Origin of the sequence: Escherichia sp. MOD1-EC6842, from assembly GCF_002965705.1 — a bacterium.
Taxonomy (GTDB): domain Bacteria; phylum Pseudomonadota; class Gammaproteobacteria; order Enterobacterales; family Enterobacteriaceae; genus Escherichia; species Escherichia ruysiae.
The window spans coordinates 91,883-108,688 of sequence record NZ_PTRF01000007.1 but is presented as its reverse complement, the minus strand read 5'-3'; the positions used below and the strand labels follow the sequence as shown (position 1 = coordinate 108,688).

General features: G+C 44.6%; 26 protein-coding genes, 2 tRNA genes and 3 pseudogenes. 8 read left to right on the top strand and 23 right to left on the bottom strand.

Annotation, left to right across the window (positions count from 1 at the left end):
• Positions 1 to 187 precede the first annotated feature (187 nt).
• The 12 genes and pseudogenes from A7Z29_RS10845 to hokD all read right to left on the bottom strand — a co-directional run bounded on the left by A7Z29_RS10845 (position 188) and on the right by hokD (position 7,586).
• Complete coding sequence (locus A7Z29_RS10845) at positions 188 to 556, bottom strand: hypothetical protein (RefSeq protein WP_001009468.1); 369 nt, start codon at positions 554 to 556, stop codon at positions 188 to 190.
• Positions 546 to 1,331: an enterotoxin A family protein gene (locus tag A7Z29_RS10840; RefSeq protein ID WP_001602400.1), complete on the bottom strand. Its 786-nt coding sequence runs from the start codon at positions 1,329 to 1,331 to the stop codon at positions 546 to 548. Before A7Z29_RS10840 ends, A7Z29_RS10845 begins: the two co-directional genes overlap by 11 nt.
• A 188-nt stretch (positions 1,332 to 1,519) precedes the next feature.
• A pseudogene (locus A7Z29_RS10835) lies at positions 1,520 to 2,073 on the bottom strand (glycoside hydrolase family 108 protein).
• 1 nt (position 2,074) lies between these two features.
• Complete coding sequence (locus tag A7Z29_RS10830) at positions 2,075 to 2,353, bottom strand: phage holin family protein (protein ID WP_000950563.1); 279 nt, start codon at positions 2,351 to 2,353, stop codon at positions 2,075 to 2,077.
• Entirely contained in the window at positions 2,347 to 2,736 is a 390-nt protein-coding gene (locus A7Z29_RS10825; RefSeq protein WP_001602399.1) for a putative holin, read from the bottom strand. The genes A7Z29_RS10830 and A7Z29_RS10825 overlap by 7 nt, the downstream gene beginning before the upstream one ends.
• A 2,102-nt stretch (positions 2,737 to 4,838) precedes the next feature.
• Positions 4,839 to 4,913, bottom strand: a tRNA-Gly gene (locus tag A7Z29_RS10820).
• Between the two features lie 3 nt (positions 4,914 to 4,916).
• Positions 4,917 to 4,992 (bottom strand) — tRNA-Thr (locus tag A7Z29_RS10815).
• A gap of 347 nt (positions 4,993 to 5,339) precedes the next feature.
• Positions 5,340 to 5,882 (bottom strand): DUF1133 family protein, encoded by a 543-nt coding sequence (locus A7Z29_RS10810; protein WP_105290203.1) that lies wholly within the window; start codon positions 5,880 to 5,882, stop codon positions 5,340 to 5,342.
• Positions 5,879 to 6,169 (bottom strand): DUF1364 domain-containing protein, encoded by a 291-nt coding sequence (locus tag A7Z29_RS10805; RefSeq protein WP_105290202.1) that lies wholly within the window; start codon positions 6,167 to 6,169, stop codon positions 5,879 to 5,881. The genes A7Z29_RS10810 and A7Z29_RS10805 overlap by 4 nt, the downstream gene beginning before the upstream one ends.
• On the bottom strand, positions 6,169 to 6,768 hold the full coding sequence (locus A7Z29_RS10800; protein ID WP_105290201.1) for a DUF1367 family protein: 600 nt from the start codon (positions 6,766 to 6,768) through the stop codon (positions 6,169 to 6,171). Before A7Z29_RS10800 ends, A7Z29_RS10805 begins: the two co-directional genes overlap by 1 nt.
• Positions 6,769 to 6,806: 38 nt before the next feature.
• Positions 6,807 to 7,095, bottom strand: a pseudogene (locus A7Z29_RS10795) (hypothetical protein).
• Between the two features lie 335 nt (positions 7,096 to 7,430).
• Positions 7,431 to 7,586, bottom strand: a complete 156-nt coding sequence (gene hokD / locus A7Z29_RS10790; RefSeq protein ID WP_000813255.1) for a type I toxin-antitoxin system toxin HokD — start codon at positions 7,584 to 7,586, stop codon at positions 7,431 to 7,433.
• Between the two features lie 414 nt (positions 7,587 to 8,000).
• Between hokD and A7Z29_RS10785 the strand changes: the two genes are divergently transcribed.
• The 3 genes from A7Z29_RS10785 (at position 8,001) to A7Z29_RS23475 (ending at position 9,234) form a co-directional block, all read left to right on the top strand.
• Positions 8,001 to 8,357, top strand: a complete 357-nt coding sequence (locus tag A7Z29_RS10785; RefSeq protein WP_105290200.1) for a helix-turn-helix domain-containing protein — start codon at positions 8,001 to 8,003, stop codon at positions 8,355 to 8,357.
• Positions 8,358 to 8,371: 14 nt separating this feature from the next.
• A complete protein-coding gene (locus tag A7Z29_RS10780; RefSeq protein WP_105290199.1) occupies positions 8,372 to 8,929 on the top strand; it encodes an ImmA/IrrE family metallo-endopeptidase in 558 nt (185 codons plus the stop codon).
• Between the two features lie 161 nt (positions 8,930 to 9,090).
• Entirely contained in the window at positions 9,091 to 9,234 is a 144-nt protein-coding gene (locus A7Z29_RS23475; RefSeq protein ID WP_000206095.1) for a hypothetical protein, read from the top strand.
• 4 nt (positions 9,235 to 9,238) lie between these two features.
• On the opposite strand, the pseudogene A7Z29_RS10775 reads toward A7Z29_RS23475, so the two are convergent.
• From A7Z29_RS10775 to A7Z29_RS10735, 9 genes and pseudogenes are all read right to left on the bottom strand, one after another.
• Positions 9,239 to 9,478: pseudogene (locus tag A7Z29_RS10775) on the bottom strand (hypothetical protein).
• A gap of 323 nt (positions 9,479 to 9,801) precedes the next feature.
• Positions 9,802 to 10,113, bottom strand: a complete 312-nt coding sequence (locus A7Z29_RS10770) for a hypothetical protein (RefSeq protein WP_105290198.1) — start codon at positions 10,111 to 10,113, stop codon at positions 9,802 to 9,804.
• The gene (locus A7Z29_RS10765; protein WP_000004330.1) at positions 10,106 to 10,363 is read right to left on the bottom strand and encodes a hypothetical protein; all 258 of its coding nucleotides are present in this window, start codon (positions 10,361 to 10,363) and stop codon (positions 10,106 to 10,108) included. The genes A7Z29_RS10770 and A7Z29_RS10765 overlap by 8 nt, the downstream gene beginning before the upstream one ends.
• Positions 10,360 to 10,782, bottom strand: coding sequence for a DUF977 family protein (locus tag A7Z29_RS10760; RefSeq protein ID WP_105290197.1), 423 nt, complete (start codon positions 10,780 to 10,782; stop codon positions 10,360 to 10,362). The genes A7Z29_RS10765 and A7Z29_RS10760 overlap by 4 nt, the downstream gene beginning before the upstream one ends.
• Before the next feature lie 15 nt (positions 10,783 to 10,797).
• A complete protein-coding gene (locus A7Z29_RS10755) occupies positions 10,798 to 11,559 on the bottom strand; it encodes a DUF1627 domain-containing protein (RefSeq protein WP_105290196.1) in 762 nt (253 codons plus the stop codon).
• A 34-nt stretch (positions 11,560 to 11,593) separates the two neighbouring features.
• On the bottom strand, positions 11,594 to 12,055 hold the full coding sequence (locus A7Z29_RS23230; protein WP_286135326.1) for a replication protein P: 462 nt from the start codon (positions 12,053 to 12,055) through the stop codon (positions 11,594 to 11,596).
• The gene (locus A7Z29_RS23225; RefSeq protein ID WP_000962020.1) at positions 12,048 to 13,112 is read right to left on the bottom strand and encodes a DUF1376 domain-containing protein; all 1,065 of its coding nucleotides are present in this window, start codon (positions 13,110 to 13,112) and stop codon (positions 12,048 to 12,050) included. Before A7Z29_RS23225 ends, A7Z29_RS23230 begins: the two co-directional genes overlap by 8 nt.
• A 12-nt stretch (positions 13,113 to 13,124) precedes the next feature.
• Positions 13,125 to 13,547: a toxin YdaT family protein gene (locus tag A7Z29_RS10740; RefSeq protein WP_001585636.1), complete on the bottom strand. Its 423-nt coding sequence runs from the start codon at positions 13,545 to 13,547 to the stop codon at positions 13,125 to 13,127.
• On the bottom strand, positions 13,531 to 13,761 hold the full coding sequence (locus tag A7Z29_RS10735) for a Cro/CI family transcriptional regulator (protein WP_001585634.1): 231 nt from the start codon (positions 13,759 to 13,761) through the stop codon (positions 13,531 to 13,533). Before A7Z29_RS10735 ends, A7Z29_RS10740 begins: the two co-directional genes overlap by 17 nt.
• Before the next feature lie 82 nt (positions 13,762 to 13,843).
• Here A7Z29_RS10735 and A7Z29_RS10730 point away from each other — a divergent pair, with 82 nt between their 5' ends.
• Complete coding sequence (locus A7Z29_RS10730) at positions 13,844 to 14,251, top strand: helix-turn-helix domain-containing protein (protein ID WP_001585633.1); 408 nt, start codon at positions 13,844 to 13,846, stop codon at positions 14,249 to 14,251.
• A gap of 254 nt (positions 14,252 to 14,505) precedes the next feature.
• Here the strand turns inward: A7Z29_RS10730 and A7Z29_RS24045 are convergent, their stop codons facing one another.
• Positions 14,506 to 14,682 carry an ECs_2282 family putative zinc-binding protein gene (locus A7Z29_RS24045; protein WP_459251559.1) on the bottom strand — a complete coding sequence of 59 codons (177 nt, stop codon included), beginning with the start codon at positions 14,680 to 14,682 and terminating at the stop codon, positions 14,506 to 14,508.
• Positions 14,683 to 14,927: 245 nt separating this feature from the next.
• Here A7Z29_RS24045 and A7Z29_RS10720 point away from each other — a divergent pair, with 245 nt between their 5' ends.
• On the top strand, positions 14,928 to 15,083 hold the full coding sequence (locus A7Z29_RS10720; protein WP_105290251.1) for a YdaF family protein: 156 nt from the start codon (positions 14,928 to 14,930) through the stop codon (positions 15,081 to 15,083).
• Here the strand turns inward: A7Z29_RS10720 and A7Z29_RS10715 are convergent.
• The gene (locus A7Z29_RS10715) at positions 15,080 to 15,568 is read right to left on the bottom strand and encodes a superinfection exclusion B family protein (RefSeq protein WP_105290193.1); all 489 of its coding nucleotides are present in this window, start codon (positions 15,566 to 15,568) and stop codon (positions 15,080 to 15,082) included. The genes A7Z29_RS10720 and A7Z29_RS10715 overlap by 4 nt on opposite strands.
• Positions 15,569 to 16,008: 440 nt before the next feature.
• Between A7Z29_RS10715 and kilR the strand changes: the two genes are divergently transcribed.
• The 3 genes from kilR to A7Z29_RS10695 all read left to right on the top strand — a co-directional run bounded on the left by kilR (position 16,009) and on the right by A7Z29_RS10695 (position 16,749).
• Complete coding sequence (gene kilR / locus A7Z29_RS10705; protein ID WP_000560228.1) at positions 16,009 to 16,230, top strand: killing protein KilR; 222 nt, start codon at positions 16,009 to 16,011, stop codon at positions 16,228 to 16,230.
• A complete protein-coding gene (locus A7Z29_RS10700) occupies positions 16,224 to 16,400 on the top strand; it encodes a YdaE family protein (protein ID WP_000241145.1) in 177 nt (58 codons plus the stop codon). Before kilR ends, A7Z29_RS10700 begins: the two co-directional genes overlap by 7 nt.
• Before the next feature lie 73 nt (positions 16,401 to 16,473).
• A complete protein-coding gene (locus tag A7Z29_RS10695) occupies positions 16,474 to 16,749 on the top strand; it encodes a hypothetical protein (RefSeq protein WP_000632298.1) in 276 nt (91 codons plus the stop codon).
• The last annotated feature ends 57 nt before the right edge of the window (positions 16,750 to 16,806 follow it).

Below are 16,806 nucleotides of genomic sequence, written 5' to 3'. Positions count from 1 at the left end.
ATTATAACAGCCCCTCACTAAAGAGCTGTTATAATGCTGATGTGTGGTTACAACATTAATATTTTCAATGCTATATATCCGCTTATATTCGTCCCCTTCAATAATAACATTCACACAATCAACACTTCATAAGCTCATAGAAATAAAAATGCCCCACTCTGGGGCAATAAAACAAAAAACAGCTTAATTATTCCGCATCTAATTCTATAGCCCATATATGATTCGGACTATATGCTTCGCTTGCGCATAAATTCACTTTCATATCTGAAAGTATAGCAGCCATTGCAATTTTCCTCATTTCATCAGCGACATAATTGTCCGGATAGTTTTGCGCCCCAGGAATAATCCAAACACCGCCAGTTGAACTGACAACATATATACCTTTCCTATTAACATTTGCGTCAGCAAAATATTGAGTCAATTTGACTCCCTCTACAATTCTGGCTGTGGTTCCTCCACAGTTAGTTCTAAACTCCTGGCTAACACCTGCAAATGTTTGGATAGATACCAAACTTATCATAAAAACAAAAATTTTAATCAATGCCTTAAAGTTCATCTTTATCTCCATTCTTTACCAGAAAATCATCAATACTTTGCAAAGTCAACAAAGTGGATTTGCGTTTTATGAGCTTCTTAAATTTTAATAAATCAGCTTGCGATAGTTCATTAGTGATAAAATCACAGGTTAAAAAACTATTAGTTTTATTATTTTGATGGCATTGATCTGGCGCAAACTCTATCCAAGGGTACTCTCTCCAGGCTGGGAATTCATCAGGGAATCCCGCAAGATGATACCCATCTTCATTCGGTGCAACAGATAATCCACGAAATAAATCTCTTCGATAATTTCTGTTTCTGTGCATCCCCCCCTCTATCGCACCAAAAGTTACTCTATACCATCCAATTATTTGTGATAATGGAACACCACCTAATGCTGCATACTCATTTTCACTTGGGTATGGGCTGTATGTACCGAGTATGCCGTTCACATCAAATAAATTAGGCGCTGGTGCAATGACATAAATATAATACTCGTTAAAGCTCCCAAGCATATTTTGCCCGATCAAATGAGCCTGTCTTAATGTCGTTGTTGTAGATACATAACCATCATTATATCTGGTATTCCCTGTTACAGTTCCTCGGGCGTGATCATATAAATTAATATTGATTGGCGTACCACGTTCATACGCTTCATCTTGTCCTCGGGGTATTAACCCACCAGAACGTCTCACTTCATCTGGTGATCTGGAGTCTGCTCTATAAAAATCATTAGCATAAGACGTAGAAGATATGAAAACCAAGGTGACAAACCAAAAAACAATTCTATTCATGATACTTATTGTGCGCTCTGAACTATGTACAATGACATTAACGCATCTGCAAAAAAGATAATTGATGCAAATCAATAAATAGAATTAATCAAAAACATAAGACATATATAATTTATCCTGAGATTATAATTTCAGCTATTACGCAAATTTTTTATTTAATTTTGTAATTTCCAACTAAAGTATAAATATCAACAATTGATTCCTGATACGCGCTCTTTAATCCAGCCATATACAAACGACTCGTTAGCCTCCCGTTTCTCTGCCAGCTCCAGGTAACGGTCACCCTGCGTACAGTTCAGTGCGGTCAGCATTACCCGTTCGCCATCCCTGCCACGATTTTTCAGATATGCCCGTAACGCATTAATAGTTCGTGGGCCGATACGTCCGTCTGCATCCATATCCGGATACAGTTTCCCGCGCAGGTTGAAAACGTTCAGCCAGCGTTGAAACATTTTTGACGCCACGGTTGGCCCCATGTTGACGCCTGTGTCGCACAGCTCTGCGGCAATATCCGGGGACAAATTTGCCACTTGGTCAAAACGTGGGCCGTACCAGTAATCCGCCTCGAGTATTTCCAGCGCCTGCCCGCGCGTCAGGTCACGCATATCGCCCTGATATCCGTGCGCCCGGGCGACTTTTTCAGTAATGCCCATTTGGTCGGACCACCTTTATCATCCGGATGGTTGACGTAACCGCCCTCTTTTCCCAGAACTTCGTCAAAAATTTCATCTTTCGACTTCATTTCAGTACCTTCGTAATGCAAGGATTTTTGAAACATTCCCACGTGCACGTATCACCAGCACGCAGAACAGCAGATTAAAAAACACCACCAGCCAGTTCGCCGCTAACAGACGACCACACAGATAGCTGAGTGGCGCAAGGGCATAAAGCAGCATCAGCAGCCAAGCCAGCCATGACATCAGCGGTTTATGCGTGGAATCTTTACGTCGATAAAAAAAGAGCGTCAGCACGATAACCATGCATAACGCCACGTTCAGCAATCCGGGAAGGTTACTTAACATTTGCCGCCTCCTCCGCCCCGCAGGCGGGAGAACAGACCGGACACCAGTGATGCAATATCCTGCTGGTGGATGAACGACAGAATCTTCACCGACACCACTGACACCAGCACTGCACACAATGCGTCGACAGGCGCTCCGTCAAACCCTGTATGCTTTACCAGCCAGGATGCCAGAACCTCTGCACCCAGCACGCCGATAATGAACGACACCAGAAAATGCGCCGCCACACGCCAGGCTGAAAGCGCCTGCGGTATCGTTGCCACAAATAACGCCCCGGCGAACGCACCAAACACAATCCCGAAATCCGTTCCGGTAAAGAGCCCGAATACCGTCGCCCCGCCGAGCGCCGCAGCCGTGCCGGAACCGGATAAGGGTTCAGACATACTTTTTCTCCTGTAAATAAAAAAGGCCACCAGCGGCCCGTAAAAAACAACATCCCATCGAAGGAATCCGCAAATGCCTTTTGTGTGACATAGTCTGATATGAAAAGCGAAGAATTAATGTACGGGAATAAGGATTACCAGAAATTCAGATTAACTTTCCTGTTTAAACGAGAAAAATTAATTTATATACTTTTTGCACTTCCCGAACGGGGGGAGGAACGGAAATTCGTTATGTTTCACGGACTTTGTCCAGCGACCTTAATCCGACGGTCGCGTTTTTTTTGCGTCATATTCATCGTTGACTTACATGGCATTGCCACACGGACATTATCAGTGTCCGTGTATTTTTTTGAATTCAACACAAAAAAAACCGCCTAGTGCGGCGGTTGAACAATGCTGAAGATGAATCATTTTTATTGTAGCGAAATTGAGATGTTGCGGACTTCCCTGAATATCTGACTTTATGCCAGATATTGTGGTTCCAAAAGCAACAATGTAAACCACTCTCATACCGGGAAACATCTCTTTGGTGTTATTTACAACACCGGAATGATGTATTTCCGACTCTCCAAAGAAACACAACATTTCTACCGAAAATACACCATCCCGCTATTGTAAAATAACAACACCAACACCGTGATATTTTGTTTTTATTACAAAACAAAAAGCGACAGTTACGAAAACTTACCACGAATAAAGCGTCAGTACTTAATATAAGTGAGTCTCATCTACTGCCAGAGCGATTCCAGCCACTGACTAGCCAATTACAAATCAGCGATCCTGTTTCCTGAACGATTTTTACTCTTCATATGGATTCTTATCGGGGAATAAGATAACTCTCCCAGAAGACAGGTGTATAATAACAAGGAATAAAATCACTTCAACTGTAATAATCTGAAAAATGATTCTTGCCACATGAAAACACCCACCGGCCGCCCATTATCACGTAGTTTTCCATCATCTTTATTTCAACAATGGGCTTACGGGTTTTCTTTTGAAAATCCCAAACATCGTGACGTTTCCTTTTAGTGGATGAGCCTCCGCCCGGAGTGACCAGCTCAAGTCACACTGATCATCCCGTAAGCTCACCCCTGAAAGGTTATGTGGTTTTTGATGTGCGCCGGGTGTGCGCGAAAAAATGAAATAAGCCTTATCTGAAATTAAGGTTAATCTGAGGATTTAAACCATTCTAAATGCTTAGTAGTATAAACATGTCTCCTGAAGGAGGCAGATACTTATTCTTCTTCATGGACTTTGTCCCGCGGCTTTAATCCGACAGCCGCGCCCTTTTTCGCCAATATAAACCGGATTAAACTCATACAAAATGCTCACCGAAGCGAGCCTGTTAAAAGTATATTTACCATTACAAGTGGACCGTCACCGGGGACTCGAACCCTGCACCACAAAACAACAATATGTGTTATGCACTCTTACCCAATGAGTTAGTGACGGCTTTTTGTTCTGCGGGAATCCAGTCTGACGAACAGAACTATCGGAACACCTTGCAAAAAAAAGCCAGCCACCAGAGACTGGCTGGCAAATTACAAAGTTTAAATGATTCATCATACAAGCGTCGTTACAGGGAAAACCTGCGGTGCAGCAAGATACAGAAATGTAAGCAAACTAACAATAAGCAAGCACAGCATATTCGGAATAAGTTATAAATTTAACGATGTAATGCTTATTCAGCGTACAATTCTGCAAATTATCGAAAAAAAACCGCCTGTTAAGGCGGTGGTCAAATCAGTAAGTGCTGAAGAGTATTATTATAATATAGGTGAGGTGTCGGGTGCCTCCCGAAATACCTGACATACCATCAGATACTGTAGTTTCCCCGCTAAACAACCACTTAAACCACCCCCGCACATGGGGCTCACCTCATTTTGTGATGTTAACAACATCGGGATAGTGCATAATCAGCCCCTGCCAGGAAACATCAAAAAAATCCCACCAATAATGCACTATTCCGATAGTATCAAAAAACACAGCACCGAAATCATAACTGGTCTCCATTATAATTCGGGAGAGCGATAAAGGATATACGAGACCTTTCCCGCGAAAAAAACGCCAGTGCTGAAAAACCTATACCTCATTTGTTTTGCTGGAGCGGGCAGCGGGAATCGAACCCGCATCATCAGCTTGGAAGGCTGAGGTAATAGCCATTATACGATACCCGCATATGGTGCCGACTACCGGAATCGAACTGGTGACCTACTGATTACAAGTCAGTTGCTCTACCTACTGAGCTAAATCGGCATTATTTCCTCAGACAGGAATATATCGCAATTACTCCCCCCTGAAGAACTGCGGCAAATAATACGTTTAAATAATAAAACTGCAATACATCGCAGCGTCAAGTTTTGTAAATTTATTTTTAGATTTCTATTTTGTCAACTTTTTATATAAATTTAAAAACAGTCATAAATGTACACAAAATATATTTTATACGACTATTTAATCGCGCATTTTTTAACCAGGATCCAGAAATAAAAAAACCCGCCAGTGGCGGGTTTTTAAGTTCACGTTTCTGGTTAACCTCGCGATACAGCTTTGCGAAGCGTAACTGAATTGAAGCAGTTTATTGGCAAAAACGCAATGATTTTTTATTGGCTTTCTATGCTTAACGCCAATTTCATTGGTATATACAGAATGTGTTCTGCAACATTTAGCCACGCGTCAATACGATTTCTGCAAGTTTTCAGACTCCAGTCATCGCGATACTCATTTAACTTCTCTGCCATTTTCAGTTTGCTCATCCCCCGCCCTTCATATCGTTGTCGGAGGATGCTAATTAATCCCGGATACTCGACCAGCACTTCGCTAATTACCCGATCAATACATAACGCCTCGGCATCAGTACAATGAGACAACCAGCTTTTCTGCTTACCGTCGAGCATTTCCCGCAAAAATGCCTCCAGTTCCGTCTTATCAATCCCCGCTTTTTTCATCCTGCGCAGAGCTTCATTGATGGCTGTTTTCGTCAATTTTTTGGATGCCAGCAACTGGTTAAACATATTCCCCGTCTTACCGCCGCCAATATACGACCAGCGCCCCCACATGCGCAGTTTTCCCTGAATCCAGACACTTTCCAGCGTGGTGAGACGAAGGTGTTCCCCGCTTTTGCCTGTATTTGTTGGGTAAATCATAAATAACCTTCCTTTCTCCAGATTTCTTGCGTGCGAAAGACACCTTCTGCGTGCATCAGGCGCAATTCTTCTTTGGTGTAATCGCTGGTTTTTGCCCGCCCGTCGATTAAATCGTGGCATGAGCTACAGGCAATTGCAGCCTGCATATCGTGTGGCTTTGTCGCTGTTCCACACGTCCCCGCCAGTCTGTAATGCGCCAGCACGGAAGTTTCGGGATTGTGATTGCAGTAGCCAGGAATTCTGACCTGACACATCTGGCCCCGCGCCGCTTTACGTAAATCTGCCATCACGCAAACTCCAGCAGCTGTGCAGCCACATTTTCGACTTGTTCCGGAGAGGAAAATTTACGGAACAGAATCCAGTTCCACAGCACATTCAGTACAGATTTATAAACCTGCTGAAACTCGGTTTCGTCCATATTCGCAAACGCGATGGATTTCGCCCGACGCCCGCGGTTACCGTCCGGATAAAAATGCTCAGTGTAAAATCCGGCCTGAATGGTTACCCATTCACGGAAGGCGTCAAATGACTTGAGTAATGCCGTATCCTGGGTTCTGCGTGTCGCAACTGTATTCAGATATTGCTCTGCGGCTTCGCTCAGAGCTGGCGTATGTTCCCGACCTACTGATTCGCACAGGTAATCAACGAAACCGGACACCAGTTCTCGTTCGCGAGGCGTGATCGCCCCACCGACCGGAGTCCAGTAATCGAATCCGAGTTGCAGGAGTTTGAAAAAACGCTTGTGGAATGCGTAGTTACGAATACGCTTAAAGTCAGCGTGTATCCACTCGCCTATTTTGATTTGATGCAGAAAATCGCAACTCTCCGGCGTCGCCGGGAGAAGTAAACCAGAAGAAGTTTGTTTGACCAGTTGTATATGTGCCATCGGTTTTCTCCGGTGGCACGGTGTTACTCAGCAGGGGGTCAACCCTGTGCTGAATTGTAGATGAATTCACTCAGTCTCAAAAGCAAAAAATCCAGCCTTAAGTCCTATCTCTTTCAAAGCCTGTAATGATGTGACAAATTCATCTTCACGTAAAATAAAACCGTCCACCATAAGTCCATCCACAAAATAAATTAACACAGCACCGCTCTTCCTTTGCTGGGATTGTAAACATTTAATGCGGCAGTGACTGACAATAGTTCCATTCTCAACGCGCACAGCATAGAGGCCATTTTCACTAAACAATTCATGCAATTCTTCGATTTTCATCTTCAGAATCCTTCCAAATAAATAGCTCTCCCCTTTTCAGGGTTCCATCCATCTTCTCCCTGCGCGCTACTCAAAACGGATGAATTCTAATTAATCTTTATTTCGAAGCAATCGCAAAAGATAAAGCCGAAAATAAAAACAAATACGACAAATACGACAAATACAACAATATCGAAAATTAACTAACCATTCGGACAACAAGGCAATATAATTTCAGTTAAAATTATTAATCCCTTATTCATGAAAAACAAAACCCGCCGAAGCGGGTTAAGTGCGGGTGCGTTGAGGATACCTGACACATCAGAGGTGGCGGGGATTTCTCCCCGCCGAGTCTCTTACTCCTCAGATTCGTAAGCTGTGAAGACAGCGACCTCCGTCTGGCCGGTTCGGATTCGTACCTCGCAGAGGTCTTTCCTCGTTACCAGTGCCGTCACTATGACGGTTAAACAGATGACGATCAGGGCGATTAACATCGCCTTTTGCTGCTTCATAGCCTGCTTCTCCTTGCCTTCCGGCGCGTAAGAGGCTAACCTACATGTGCAAAGCATGAAATTGGCCTCAGATTAATGTTAAGCGTCTTGCCGGACGCGTAATGTTAACTGGGGCTTTTCTCTGTCTGCCTTACAGTGGCATGCCCGAGGCAGACAGCCTCAAGCACCCGCAGCCATTCTACTTAACCTTTTAGCTGTTTCCAACATTTTATCTTTGCACCAAAATTCGCTCGCAACCTATCGATAAATCTAGAATTTTTAAATTAATAGATTGCAATAACATGCGATGTTCTCTTTAACCAAAATCAGGTCACACAAATCCATTCTACAATTTTTGTTGACTAATTATCTGATAATGGTTTAATGTATCTTCAATGGTAGTAAAAGACTACCTCCCTTGATTAGGAGGTCACAATGCAAGTTACAGCTCTTGGTAGGTTCTTACGGAAAATCCGTATTGATAAAGATCAGATATTGAAAGACATGGCAGAAAAACTTGGTGTGAGTGTCGCTCAACTTTCTGCAATTGAATTAGGTAAGCGTTCAATATCTGCTGATTTTGTAGACAAATTCATGAACGTTTATGCAGACACAGTCATCAGCAGAGATGATTTTCAATGTCTTGTGGACGTATCTCAACCAGTTCATAAAGAAGATTTTAAGAATACTTCTGACAAGCACCGAGAATTGTTCGTCACCTTTGCGCGTAAGTATAAAGAGCTTCCAGAAAGTGAAGCAAATGACTGGCTTGAGAAGATAAAAAAAATGTAAGGTCAAAGTCAAAGATGAAACAAAAGCGATTACTGTGTAATAAAGTAAATTTTATTGCTCCTCAAACCATATGGAAAGTTGCTGCCGCCGCGCGCCAAAAAGCAAGGCAGTATCTCCCAGCGACATCGGATCCTTCAATTGACATTGTTAGGTTATTAGACAGGCTAAACGATACCGGTGCAATTTCGATGGAAATTTGTGAAATTCATGAAATGCCGCATGAGTATGCTAAGGCAAGACCTGCAATAGGCGAGTTATACGTACGTAAAGACACTTACATTAATGCAGCAAACGGCGTACCACGTGATCGTTTTACTCTGGCTCACGAATTAGGGCATTTAATTCTTCATGCGGATGTTACGCCTGAATTTGCTTTCTCACAGACATCCTCCAATCATGGCTTTAGAGAGGACGCAGAATGGCAAGCAAACGAATTTGCCGCTTGGTTTCTGGTTGATCCGCAAGAGAAAGGGATGATCAAAACCCCAAAAGAAATTGCTGTTAACTTCAAAGTTAGCCATGAAGTCGCAGGGATCTTGTGGAGGAAATTTCGTGAAAACCAGATCATTTAATCGGCAAAAGAGCGCCAACTCTTTTGCCGATAAGGATAACGATTCTGAGAGCTTACTCACCGCTCTTAGAGTATCACTACCCGCCTACTTAATGATTCACACCTTTAGTGTAGGCGTTTTGGTGATGACTTGTAAAGGTGAGATTTACAGGAAATCAAACCATGACTACAGAAATGAACGCCAAAGGCGAAGAAGTTGTGATTGTGTTTACCCCGTACATTACTCGTGGTGGTAAACGTATTTTTAAGAAAGATGGTGGATATTATCGTCTAGAAATTCCTAAAGACAAGTACCGCCAGCGATGAGCAGCTAATGATGATCTAAGGGGCATTCGCCCCTTTTTATGTAGTCATATCCCTCCCATTTAATTTGCTGAGAACCGTGATTTCTCCAGCGGTTTTGTGCCGCGCTGGGCTTGTTGAGGGAACACATCACAATATCAGTTGTGTTTGTGAACAATCCCATTCTGCGGTTACTGAGTTTTAACCATTACTGGACGCCGCGAGCGTTTCTACAGGTCAAAAGAATTTTTGCTTTACGGTTTTTCATCGTTTTGCTTTCCTGCGTTTCTTTGCTGCACGTCGTGCCGCTGCAATACCGGTATGGCGATTTGGTGCCGGGATGACGTTGCCAGCCATCAGGACATGCGGCATAACTATTAATGCTGCCCCATGAAACCAGACCAGATAAGGCGATATCAGCATTACTCACCCCAACACCCATTCTTTAGTTAATTCTGTCATTTTTATTGCCGCCCTATCGGGCGACCTCCTGATGTATTGAGGGTGCAGGAACCCCTCCGGTTAAGGATTTAATAAAAACCACTTCTGATTTAAATTTTCAGTGTTTTGTTATCAGGTGGTTTATCACCTTTATGCTTCAGCCTTATTTCGCAACCAGACACAAACCGGGCCATCTTCGGTGTCATGTATCGAACCAATAAACCATCCATCGCCCTCTGGTCGTTCCGGTTCCCATGCAGAAATATCAGCATCACACGCATCAAGGTCAGCATATCCTTCGTCTCTGAAGCAGAGGACGCATTGAAGATTATTTTCCGCCATCCAGGCGTTAAACTCTTCCGTTGAAATATATTCCCTACCATCACAGAATTTTTCATATTCAGGATGCGTCCAGCAGCCATATTCATCACGTATTACTGGTATTTCTTTAATTTCATTCATTTCTGTTCTCCCACGTTTTCAGACTTTCACCACAGAACGGGCAAAAACACATTGCAACGCCACGACCGACATATTGACCAGAGTGAATTTGAGCAATGTCTAAGCCTGGCTCGCCAGTGTTTATGTTCACACGCCCCGGGATAAATATACCTTTGCTCTTAAATGTTGGATTTCCATATTCAAGTGCTTTTGCCAATGCCGCACACGGTTCTATCTGATTGCCATTAACCCTGCATTTTGATTCACTCACCGCACCACCTCCTGAAATTTCCCCTGATAAAACGCCAGCACACGCTGCATAGCTTCACTTTTCCTGCACTCGCGACAGATTATGTTCATACGCCTGTCGTAGCGGCGTATTTCTCCGTCTGGTAATGAGCAGATAAGGTCAGGATCAACCACAACCGGTTTCTTCACCTTTGCTCTTGATAGTTTTTTACGGGCGTTTTGCCAGTCCTTACGAGCCTGTTCAGACGGAAATAACCCGTAGCCAGAATTGTATACATCGCCACTGGCAACCAGCTCTCTGGCGAGAACGCTCATAAAATATCTTGTCGCACCTGTCTTAGCTTCCAGTTGTCGTAACGTCTCGCGACCGCTCAGACGTACAAGTTCAACAACCAGCCCTTTAATTTTTTCCCGCTCTTCTTGTGTAAATACTTTTGCCATAAGCGCCTCCGGCAATCACTTTTCCGATGCAACACTGCGGGAAAAATCAGTAATCTGTCGAACAATATCCCTGTGCCTGTTCAACTCCCGCAGCGCGGCGCAGATACGCTCCCACTTCTGGACATGATTTTTCGCCCGACGCAGTTCGCGATTTGCCATATGCAGCGATGGCAAAACCAGGTCATCCGCTTGTGTTTCGGTGTACGATGGCAACGACTGCACAATGTCCGCTACAGTTTCTGTTTTAATATCTTCCTGTGTTGCAGCTTCCTGCACCGGTAACGCAACACCTGCTGGTTGAGGAAAGGCTTTACCATGGGTTTCCGCTATCGATTTAACTTTCGGCTCTGCTGGTAAATTACCGCCCGGCATGCAGTAACGAAATTTACCGTTCTGATTAACGCGAATCAGACGACCTTTGCTGATTGCCATTGCCAGCGTTGAAGCCACTTTGCGGGATGTTGTACCGAACAGCGTAGCCAGTTCATCCGCCGTTTGTGGGCCACGTTGTTCAATCGTCGAAGTTAAATCGCTCTCCGAAATTTTCGTCACTGTTGCCGTAGTGGTTTCTTCCGGCAGCACTGTCTGTGCTGGCTGTTCCTGCTGAACGTTGTTATCAGCCACACGCCAGGTGTATACGCTTTTATCAACGAAGCCAGCCTTTTTCAGTTCCCACAGCTCGTTCAGCACTTCTTCACGACTGATATCAAGTCGCGCTGCCAGTTCTACCGACGTGGCTTTTCCCATTGCTTTCAGTGCGTCAAAAACGGTCTCCATTAAAATTTCCTCCCGGTAAAAATTACTTCTCAACTCAAACAAAACCAGCCGCTTTCCGGCGTTCGTATTCCTGTTTCAGCAACTCAATTGGAGTTGGCCCCGACGGGCGTTCTGGTGCAGTCAGTTGCCGCCGGACTGGCGGAACACTGAGGCCGTCACCAACTTGTTTTGCCCATTTCGCCAGTTGCCGTTCTGCAAGTCGTTTTAACTCCCCTTCGGTCATCTGACGCTCAATCCCTTTTGCCCGCATCTCGAGGCAAATGTGATACAGCACAGGCTGAGACCACGGGTATTTATCGCTTCCGTCGTATCGCCAGGACTCGTTGCGCCAGCGTCGGTACTCCTCCATCACGGCATCCACAGTCAAACCAAACGGATTTGCCCCACTTTCCGAAATCAACGCCACAAACTCTGCCAGGTCAGGAGGCCATGTTTCACCCGCCCGACAACGCTCCATGCACTGGCGGCAGACCTGCCGGATTTGCTGCTCAGTCATCGCGCCAATCTGTGCAATCCAGAGCTTCGAAGGTGCGGCCCCGTTCTTCTGAGTCCAGCGGTTCGAATAAACCTCCCCCATGAGTTCCCACAGCTTCCACGCCGTTTCCGTCGCTGATAAATCCGTTTTCACGTTCCCACTGTTCACGTGCTGCCCGAATTTCCCGAACTGCCCGTGATGCGGTGCCACCTGGTGCTGCTGCATGGCTCACCCCCTTGCTGACTGGTTTAACCTGCGCCCTGACGTGATTTACGTGACGGGCGAATTTCTGCTCCCACTGAACCTGCGTGAAAACTTTCCCCTCCGCCGTCCAGTAGTCCCGGAAGGCAGCAAGTTCGGCATGTGTAAATTCCGGCTCTGGCAGGGCAACGCCCCACAGTGCAGCCCGTCGTCGAAAATCCAGCGACGGATGCCAGCCATCGGTCATCGGAAATTTCCCGATGGGTTCAATCAGGCCGTCAAGATATTCGGGTTCCGTTGTCTGCGATGGCGTACCGTTCGATTCACTTGTCGGAGTACTCTCGCGTACGCGCGCGTTATGTGTGGGGTTTAATTCTTTTAGATCTGTATCTTTATTAGTTGCTTTTGTGTTGGCATCATGTTCAAACACCACTCCAACATATGTTTGAACACCTGTTAAATTTCTCTCTTGTTTTGTTTGAACATCTGCTTCCTTTCTGCTTCTTCTGGCCTGAACAGATGCTTTTCCTGCGGCTGATTTTTTGGTTAACTTTTCCCTGACTGATGCCAGATCTTCCTCAATCCGAAGATGCACCCATTCGTCGCCGTTATCGCAAAAAAACTCCCGCAAGGATGGTTCAACATCAGCCCATCGCTCGTTAGTCAGACGGGCAATTTTTGCCAGCCTGTTTTTGGGTATTGGCTTTCCTGTTTGCCAGTAATTGAACATCAGCAACAAATACGCACCGTGTTCCTCTGCTGACAAATGCATGGTGTCAGCCAGGTAATCAGCTATGTACAGTTGCATGTATGGTAATGCGGCCATAATTGCCCCGTATGATGCTGCCCGGTGGCTTAGAATAAGCACAACCAGCATGGAAACTTTTGCTTAATGAACAATGACAGAATCGTCGGAAGACCCACCGCCGCTAAAATGCGCCTTACGGTAAACGGCCTGGACTGCATCATCATGCGCATCAATTGCCGTACTCAACGCTTCCTGCGCCGCCAGTAATGCTCGGCGTTCCAGGGTATCGAAGATGCAGAGTCGGTGACGCAGCTCGCGCGGAAGAATTGCCAGAATTGCTGGGATCAGCTTCTGAATTTTTTCCCTTTGCGCTTTTGTTTCGCCTTTCAACCAGCGGTGATAGATGTTCTGCTGATTATTCCAGTCCTTGCCTGGTACCAGGGGCAATTCGCCGCCCCCCTGCCGCAGATATTCTTCAGTAATTGCGTTAGCGACCCACGCCTGCCCTTTTTCGGCTGCCAGGGCTAACAGCACTGATTCGATGTGCTCATGCCTGATTTTCATGAATCACCTTCCCAGGTCGTTTTGCCTTACGATATTCGTCATAAACTTTGGGGTCGTACTGAAGCTCCCCGCCAGATGCCTCTTGCAGGCGCATCGCGCGACCTTCAGGTACTAGCTCCCCTTTCCAGCTATAAAGCGAAGCCAAACGAATACCAGCAGCTTGTGCAAGTTTTGTTTTTGAACCGAAATACAAAAGTGCGTCAGTTTTAAGCATTTAAAGCACCCGCTTGTTAGTCATGACTAACAAAATAGATGTTAACAAAAACATAGTCAATAAGATTTAGCATTAGCTAACTATGGATACAAAAAATTTAACCATTGGCGAACGCATTAGGTATCGCCGAAAAAACCTCAAATACACCCAAAGGTCTCTTGCTAAAGCCCTGAAAATTTCTCATGTATCGGTTTCACAATGGGAACGGGATGATAGCGAACCTACAGGGAAGAATCTTTTTGCCCTCAGCAATGTACTGCAGTGCTCGCCAACATGGATTCTATTTGGCGATGAAGACAAGCAGCCATCACCACCTATTGAGGAGCCAGTTGCTTTATCCCCCAAAGAACACGAGCTCCTTGAGCTTTTTAATGCATTGCCTGAATCAGAACAGGATGCTCAGCTCACCGAGATGCGCGCCCGAGTAAAAAATTTCAACAAACTCTTTGAAGAATTATTAAAAGCCCGTCAACGAACAAACAAAAGATAACACAATCAATGTGTTATCTTTTTTGTTGCCATAAATGTTAGTCATGGCAAACAAAAACACTTGACCTAATTGTTAGCCATGACTAATCTTGTTTACATCAAGACACCGCACGGTGTTCTCAGCAAACAGTTCCGCCACCCGGCGTTAAGGGGAAATGAGTGAGGTGATGTATGGCAGAAATGAAAATAGCGCCTATCGAACTTTCTATAGACGCTACGGAAGCGGAGGATCAGCTTAGTGCGATTCTGAAGTTATTAAAACTTCCACCTGCTGCCTTTGAGGGCGTTCCTGAGCATGTCATTGACCTGTTCATGAACAACATTTTTTCCTTGCTTAATAACATCGTCCCTGGTGATTTCTCGACCACATTCGGCGCAACTAACGCCAACGAAATTAGTGTCAAAGTCAAAATCATCGGGCCGCTTGAACATCTCGCTACCGCAATCAGGGCAGGCAACCTTCATGGTTTGATTTTCGAGCATAGAAAAAACCTTCTTAATTAATATCCTTACAGTAAATGACCATTTGTAAGGATATCACCTCACCTGATGTGGTTAAAAGCAGGTCGTAGGCTCCACGTTACGGAGCAACTATGTACAGGCTCTACGCAGGAATGACTGGGATCTCTGTCAGGCAGAAGCCGCTATACGCAGCAACAAGATGTAAGGTCAGCAAAATGCAAAAAATCGACCTCGGCAACAACGAATCTCTGGTATGTGGCGTGTTCCCAAACCATGACGGCACGTTCACCGCTATGATGTATACCAAAAGCAAAACGTTTAAAACCGAAGCTGGCGCGCGTCGATGGTTGGAGAAGCACACAGTAAGCTAACGATTAAAACGCCTACTCCTGCTGTTCCAGAATAACTTCATAAAGTGGGAGTATTTTTCGGTGACGAGATAATAAGAACAGTTTGCGCTATCACTCTGATGTTGAATGATGCCCTTCCGTTCTAATTTTTTCGTAACCGGGTTACGGCAAGGATAAGTGATAATAAGATTTCCTGTTTTAAGGAAATCTTTAAATACAGAGATTTCTTCCTCTGATAAACGAAGCAATACTCGTTGCTCTGGTAGCAATGAATAATGCTTTTGAATATGCGCTCGCAATCTTGAGAAGGAAATAGCGACCACGAAAGAAAAGGCAAAAGCGATAATCTGAAAGAGCCAGGGTATTTCAGTATAAGCATTGAATGCGACAGCAAACTCTTTCGGTATCAACCAGAGAGTGAGGCCGAAAATGATAATCGTGTACATAAGTCTTTCGAGTGGCTCGTTAGCAAAAAGTTTCAACAATGGAGTAAATATCTCCAACATATCAATAAATCTCGACTGTAAGGGTATTGAAATGTTAACACAAGCTCTCGCTGTAGGGGTATAGCAGAGACCACCGAAGCCCGGAGGTGGTGAAATAAAACCGGGCGCAACACGAAGGCGCATTTCCGATATCCATAAAGAGTCGGTCTTGTCTGTTAAATTTAAATGGTGGGAGTGCGCCTCCGGTTGTGAATAACAACACTGCTGTGTGTAGTCTTGGCGGCATCAGTTTTTTCTTGAAGTTCGACTGATGTCCGCCCTTTTTAAAGTGAATTTTGTGATGCGGTGAATGCGGCTAAGCGCACGCGGCACAGTTAAAAGTCATGTTAGTCCTTATTGGTTTGGGTGGGAAAGCCGACTGTAATTGTTAACTGGTTGCAGTCACCTGGAGGCACCAGGCGCCGCATCAACAAAGTTCATTTGTAAAAATGGAGATAATTATGATTGCACATCACTTCGGAACTGATGAAATACCACGTCAGTGTGTGACTCCTGGCGATTATGTTCTTCATGAAGGCCGGACATATATTGCCTCGGCAAATAATATTAAAAAGAGGAAACTTTATATCCGTAGCCTGACCACAAAAACATGCATTACTGACTGCATGATCAAAGTCTTCCTCGGTCGTGATGGTTTACCTGTAAAGGCGGAGTCATGGTGAAGACTAAGAAAATAAAATGTGCTTACCACCTTTGCAATAAAGAAATTGAAGAAAGCAAAAGCATTAAAACACCACTTCATTTCATGCGTGGAGTTATCCCAACGACGGAAATGAAAAAATATTGTAGTGAAATATGTGCCGAAAAAGACCAGATGGCACACGAACTTTAATTAACTGACTATTCGAAACTGAATTTATGCCAGCAATGGCAGGGATTCGCTCAACCTAATTAAGGAGAAAAACATGATTACCAATTATGAAGCCACTGTTGTAACTACCGATGACATTGTTCACGAGGTTAATCTGGAAGGAAAGCGCATTGGCTACGTGATTAAAACAGAAAATAAAGAAACCCCATTCACTGTGGTTGATATCGACGGTCCATCTGGCAACGTAAAAACACTTGATGAAGGTGTCACAAAAATGTGCCTGGTTCACATCGGAAAGAATCTGCCCGCAGAAAAAAAAGCCGGATTTCTGGCAACTCTGATTGCAATGAAATTAAACGGTGAAATCTGAAAGAAATAGCCTGCGTATGGCGCAGGCTATGAACAGTGTGTATCCGGCAAGATCATT

Bases quoted from the DNA above. Each gene is read 5' to 3' on its own strand.
- A7Z29_RS10845 (WP_001009468.1), bottom strand. From the start codon at position 556: ATGAACTTTAAGGCATTGATTAAAATTTTTGTTTTTATGATAAGTTTG.
- A7Z29_RS10840 (WP_001602400.1), bottom strand. From the start codon at position 1,331: ATGAATAGAATTGTTTTTTGGTTTGTCACCTTGGTTTTCATATCTTCT.
- A7Z29_RS10830 (WP_000950563.1), bottom strand. From the start codon at position 2,353: ATGTTAAGTAACCTTCCCGGATTGCTGAACGTGGCGTTATGCATGGTT.
- A7Z29_RS10825 (WP_001602399.1), bottom strand. From the start codon at position 2,736: ATGTCTGAACCCTTATCCGGTTCCGGCACGGCTGCGGCGCTCGGCGGG.
- A7Z29_RS10810 (WP_105290203.1), bottom strand. From the start codon at position 5,882: ATGATTTACCCAACAAATACAGGCAAAAGCGGGGAACACCTTCGTCTC.
- A7Z29_RS10805 (WP_105290202.1), bottom strand. From the start codon at position 6,169: ATGGCAGATTTACGTAAAGCGGCGCGGGGCCAGATGTGTCAGGTCAGA.
- A7Z29_RS10800 (WP_105290201.1), bottom strand. From the start codon at position 6,768: ATGGCACATATACAACTGGTCAAACAAACTTCTTCTGGTTTACTTCTC.
- hokD (WP_000813255.1), bottom strand. From the start codon at position 7,586: ATGAAGCAGCAAAAGGCGATGTTAATCGCCCTGATCGTCATCTGTTTA.
- A7Z29_RS10785 (WP_105290200.1), top strand. From the start codon at position 8,001: ATGCAAGTTACAGCTCTTGGTAGGTTCTTACGGAAAATCCGTATTGAT.
- A7Z29_RS10780 (WP_105290199.1), top strand. From the start codon at position 8,372: ATGAAACAAAAGCGATTACTGTGTAATAAAGTAAATTTTATTGCTCCT.
- A7Z29_RS23475 (WP_000206095.1), top strand. From the start codon at position 9,091: ATGACTACAGAAATGAACGCCAAAGGCGAAGAAGTTGTGATTGTGTTT.
- A7Z29_RS10770 (WP_105290198.1), bottom strand. From the start codon at position 10,113: ATGAATGAAATTAAAGAAATACCAGTAATACGTGATGAATATGGCTGC.
- A7Z29_RS10760 (WP_105290197.1), bottom strand. From the start codon at position 10,782: ATGGCAAAAGTATTTACACAAGAAGAGCGGGAAAAAATTAAAGGGCTG.
- A7Z29_RS10755 (WP_105290196.1), bottom strand. From the start codon at position 11,559: ATGGAGACCGTTTTTGACGCACTGAAAGCAATGGGAAAAGCCACGTCG.
- A7Z29_RS23230 (WP_286135326.1), bottom strand. From the start codon at position 12,055: ATGACTGAGCAGCAAATCCGGCAGGTCTGCCGCCAGTGCATGGAGCGT.
- A7Z29_RS23225 (WP_000962020.1), bottom strand. From the start codon at position 13,112: ATGCTGGTTGTGCTTATTCTAAGCCACCGGGCAGCATCATACGGGGCA.
- A7Z29_RS10740 (WP_001585636.1), bottom strand. From the start codon at position 13,547: ATGAAAATCAGGCATGAGCACATCGAATCAGTGCTGTTAGCCCTGGCA.
- A7Z29_RS10735 (WP_001585634.1), bottom strand. From the start codon at position 13,761: ATGCTTAAAACTGACGCACTTTTGTATTTCGGTTCAAAAACAAAACTT.
- A7Z29_RS10730 (WP_001585633.1), top strand. From the start codon at position 13,844: ATGGATACAAAAAATTTAACCATTGGCGAACGCATTAGGTATCGCCGA.
- A7Z29_RS24045 (WP_459251559.1), bottom strand. From the start codon at position 14,682: ATGTTCAAGCGGCCCGATGATTTTGACTTTGACACTAATTTCGTTGGC.
- A7Z29_RS10720 (WP_105290251.1), top strand. From the start codon at position 14,928: ATGCAAAAAATCGACCTCGGCAACAACGAATCTCTGGTATGTGGCGTG.
- A7Z29_RS10715 (WP_105290193.1), bottom strand. From the start codon at position 15,568: ATGTTGGAGATATTTACTCCATTGTTGAAACTTTTTGCTAACGAGCCA.
- kilR (WP_000560228.1), top strand. From the start codon at position 16,009: ATGATTGCACATCACTTCGGAACTGATGAAATACCACGTCAGTGTGTG.
- A7Z29_RS10700 (WP_000241145.1), top strand. From the start codon at position 16,224: ATGGTGAAGACTAAGAAAATAAAATGTGCTTACCACCTTTGCAATAAA.
- A7Z29_RS10695 (WP_000632298.1), top strand. From the start codon at position 16,474: ATGATTACCAATTATGAAGCCACTGTTGTAACTACCGATGACATTGTT.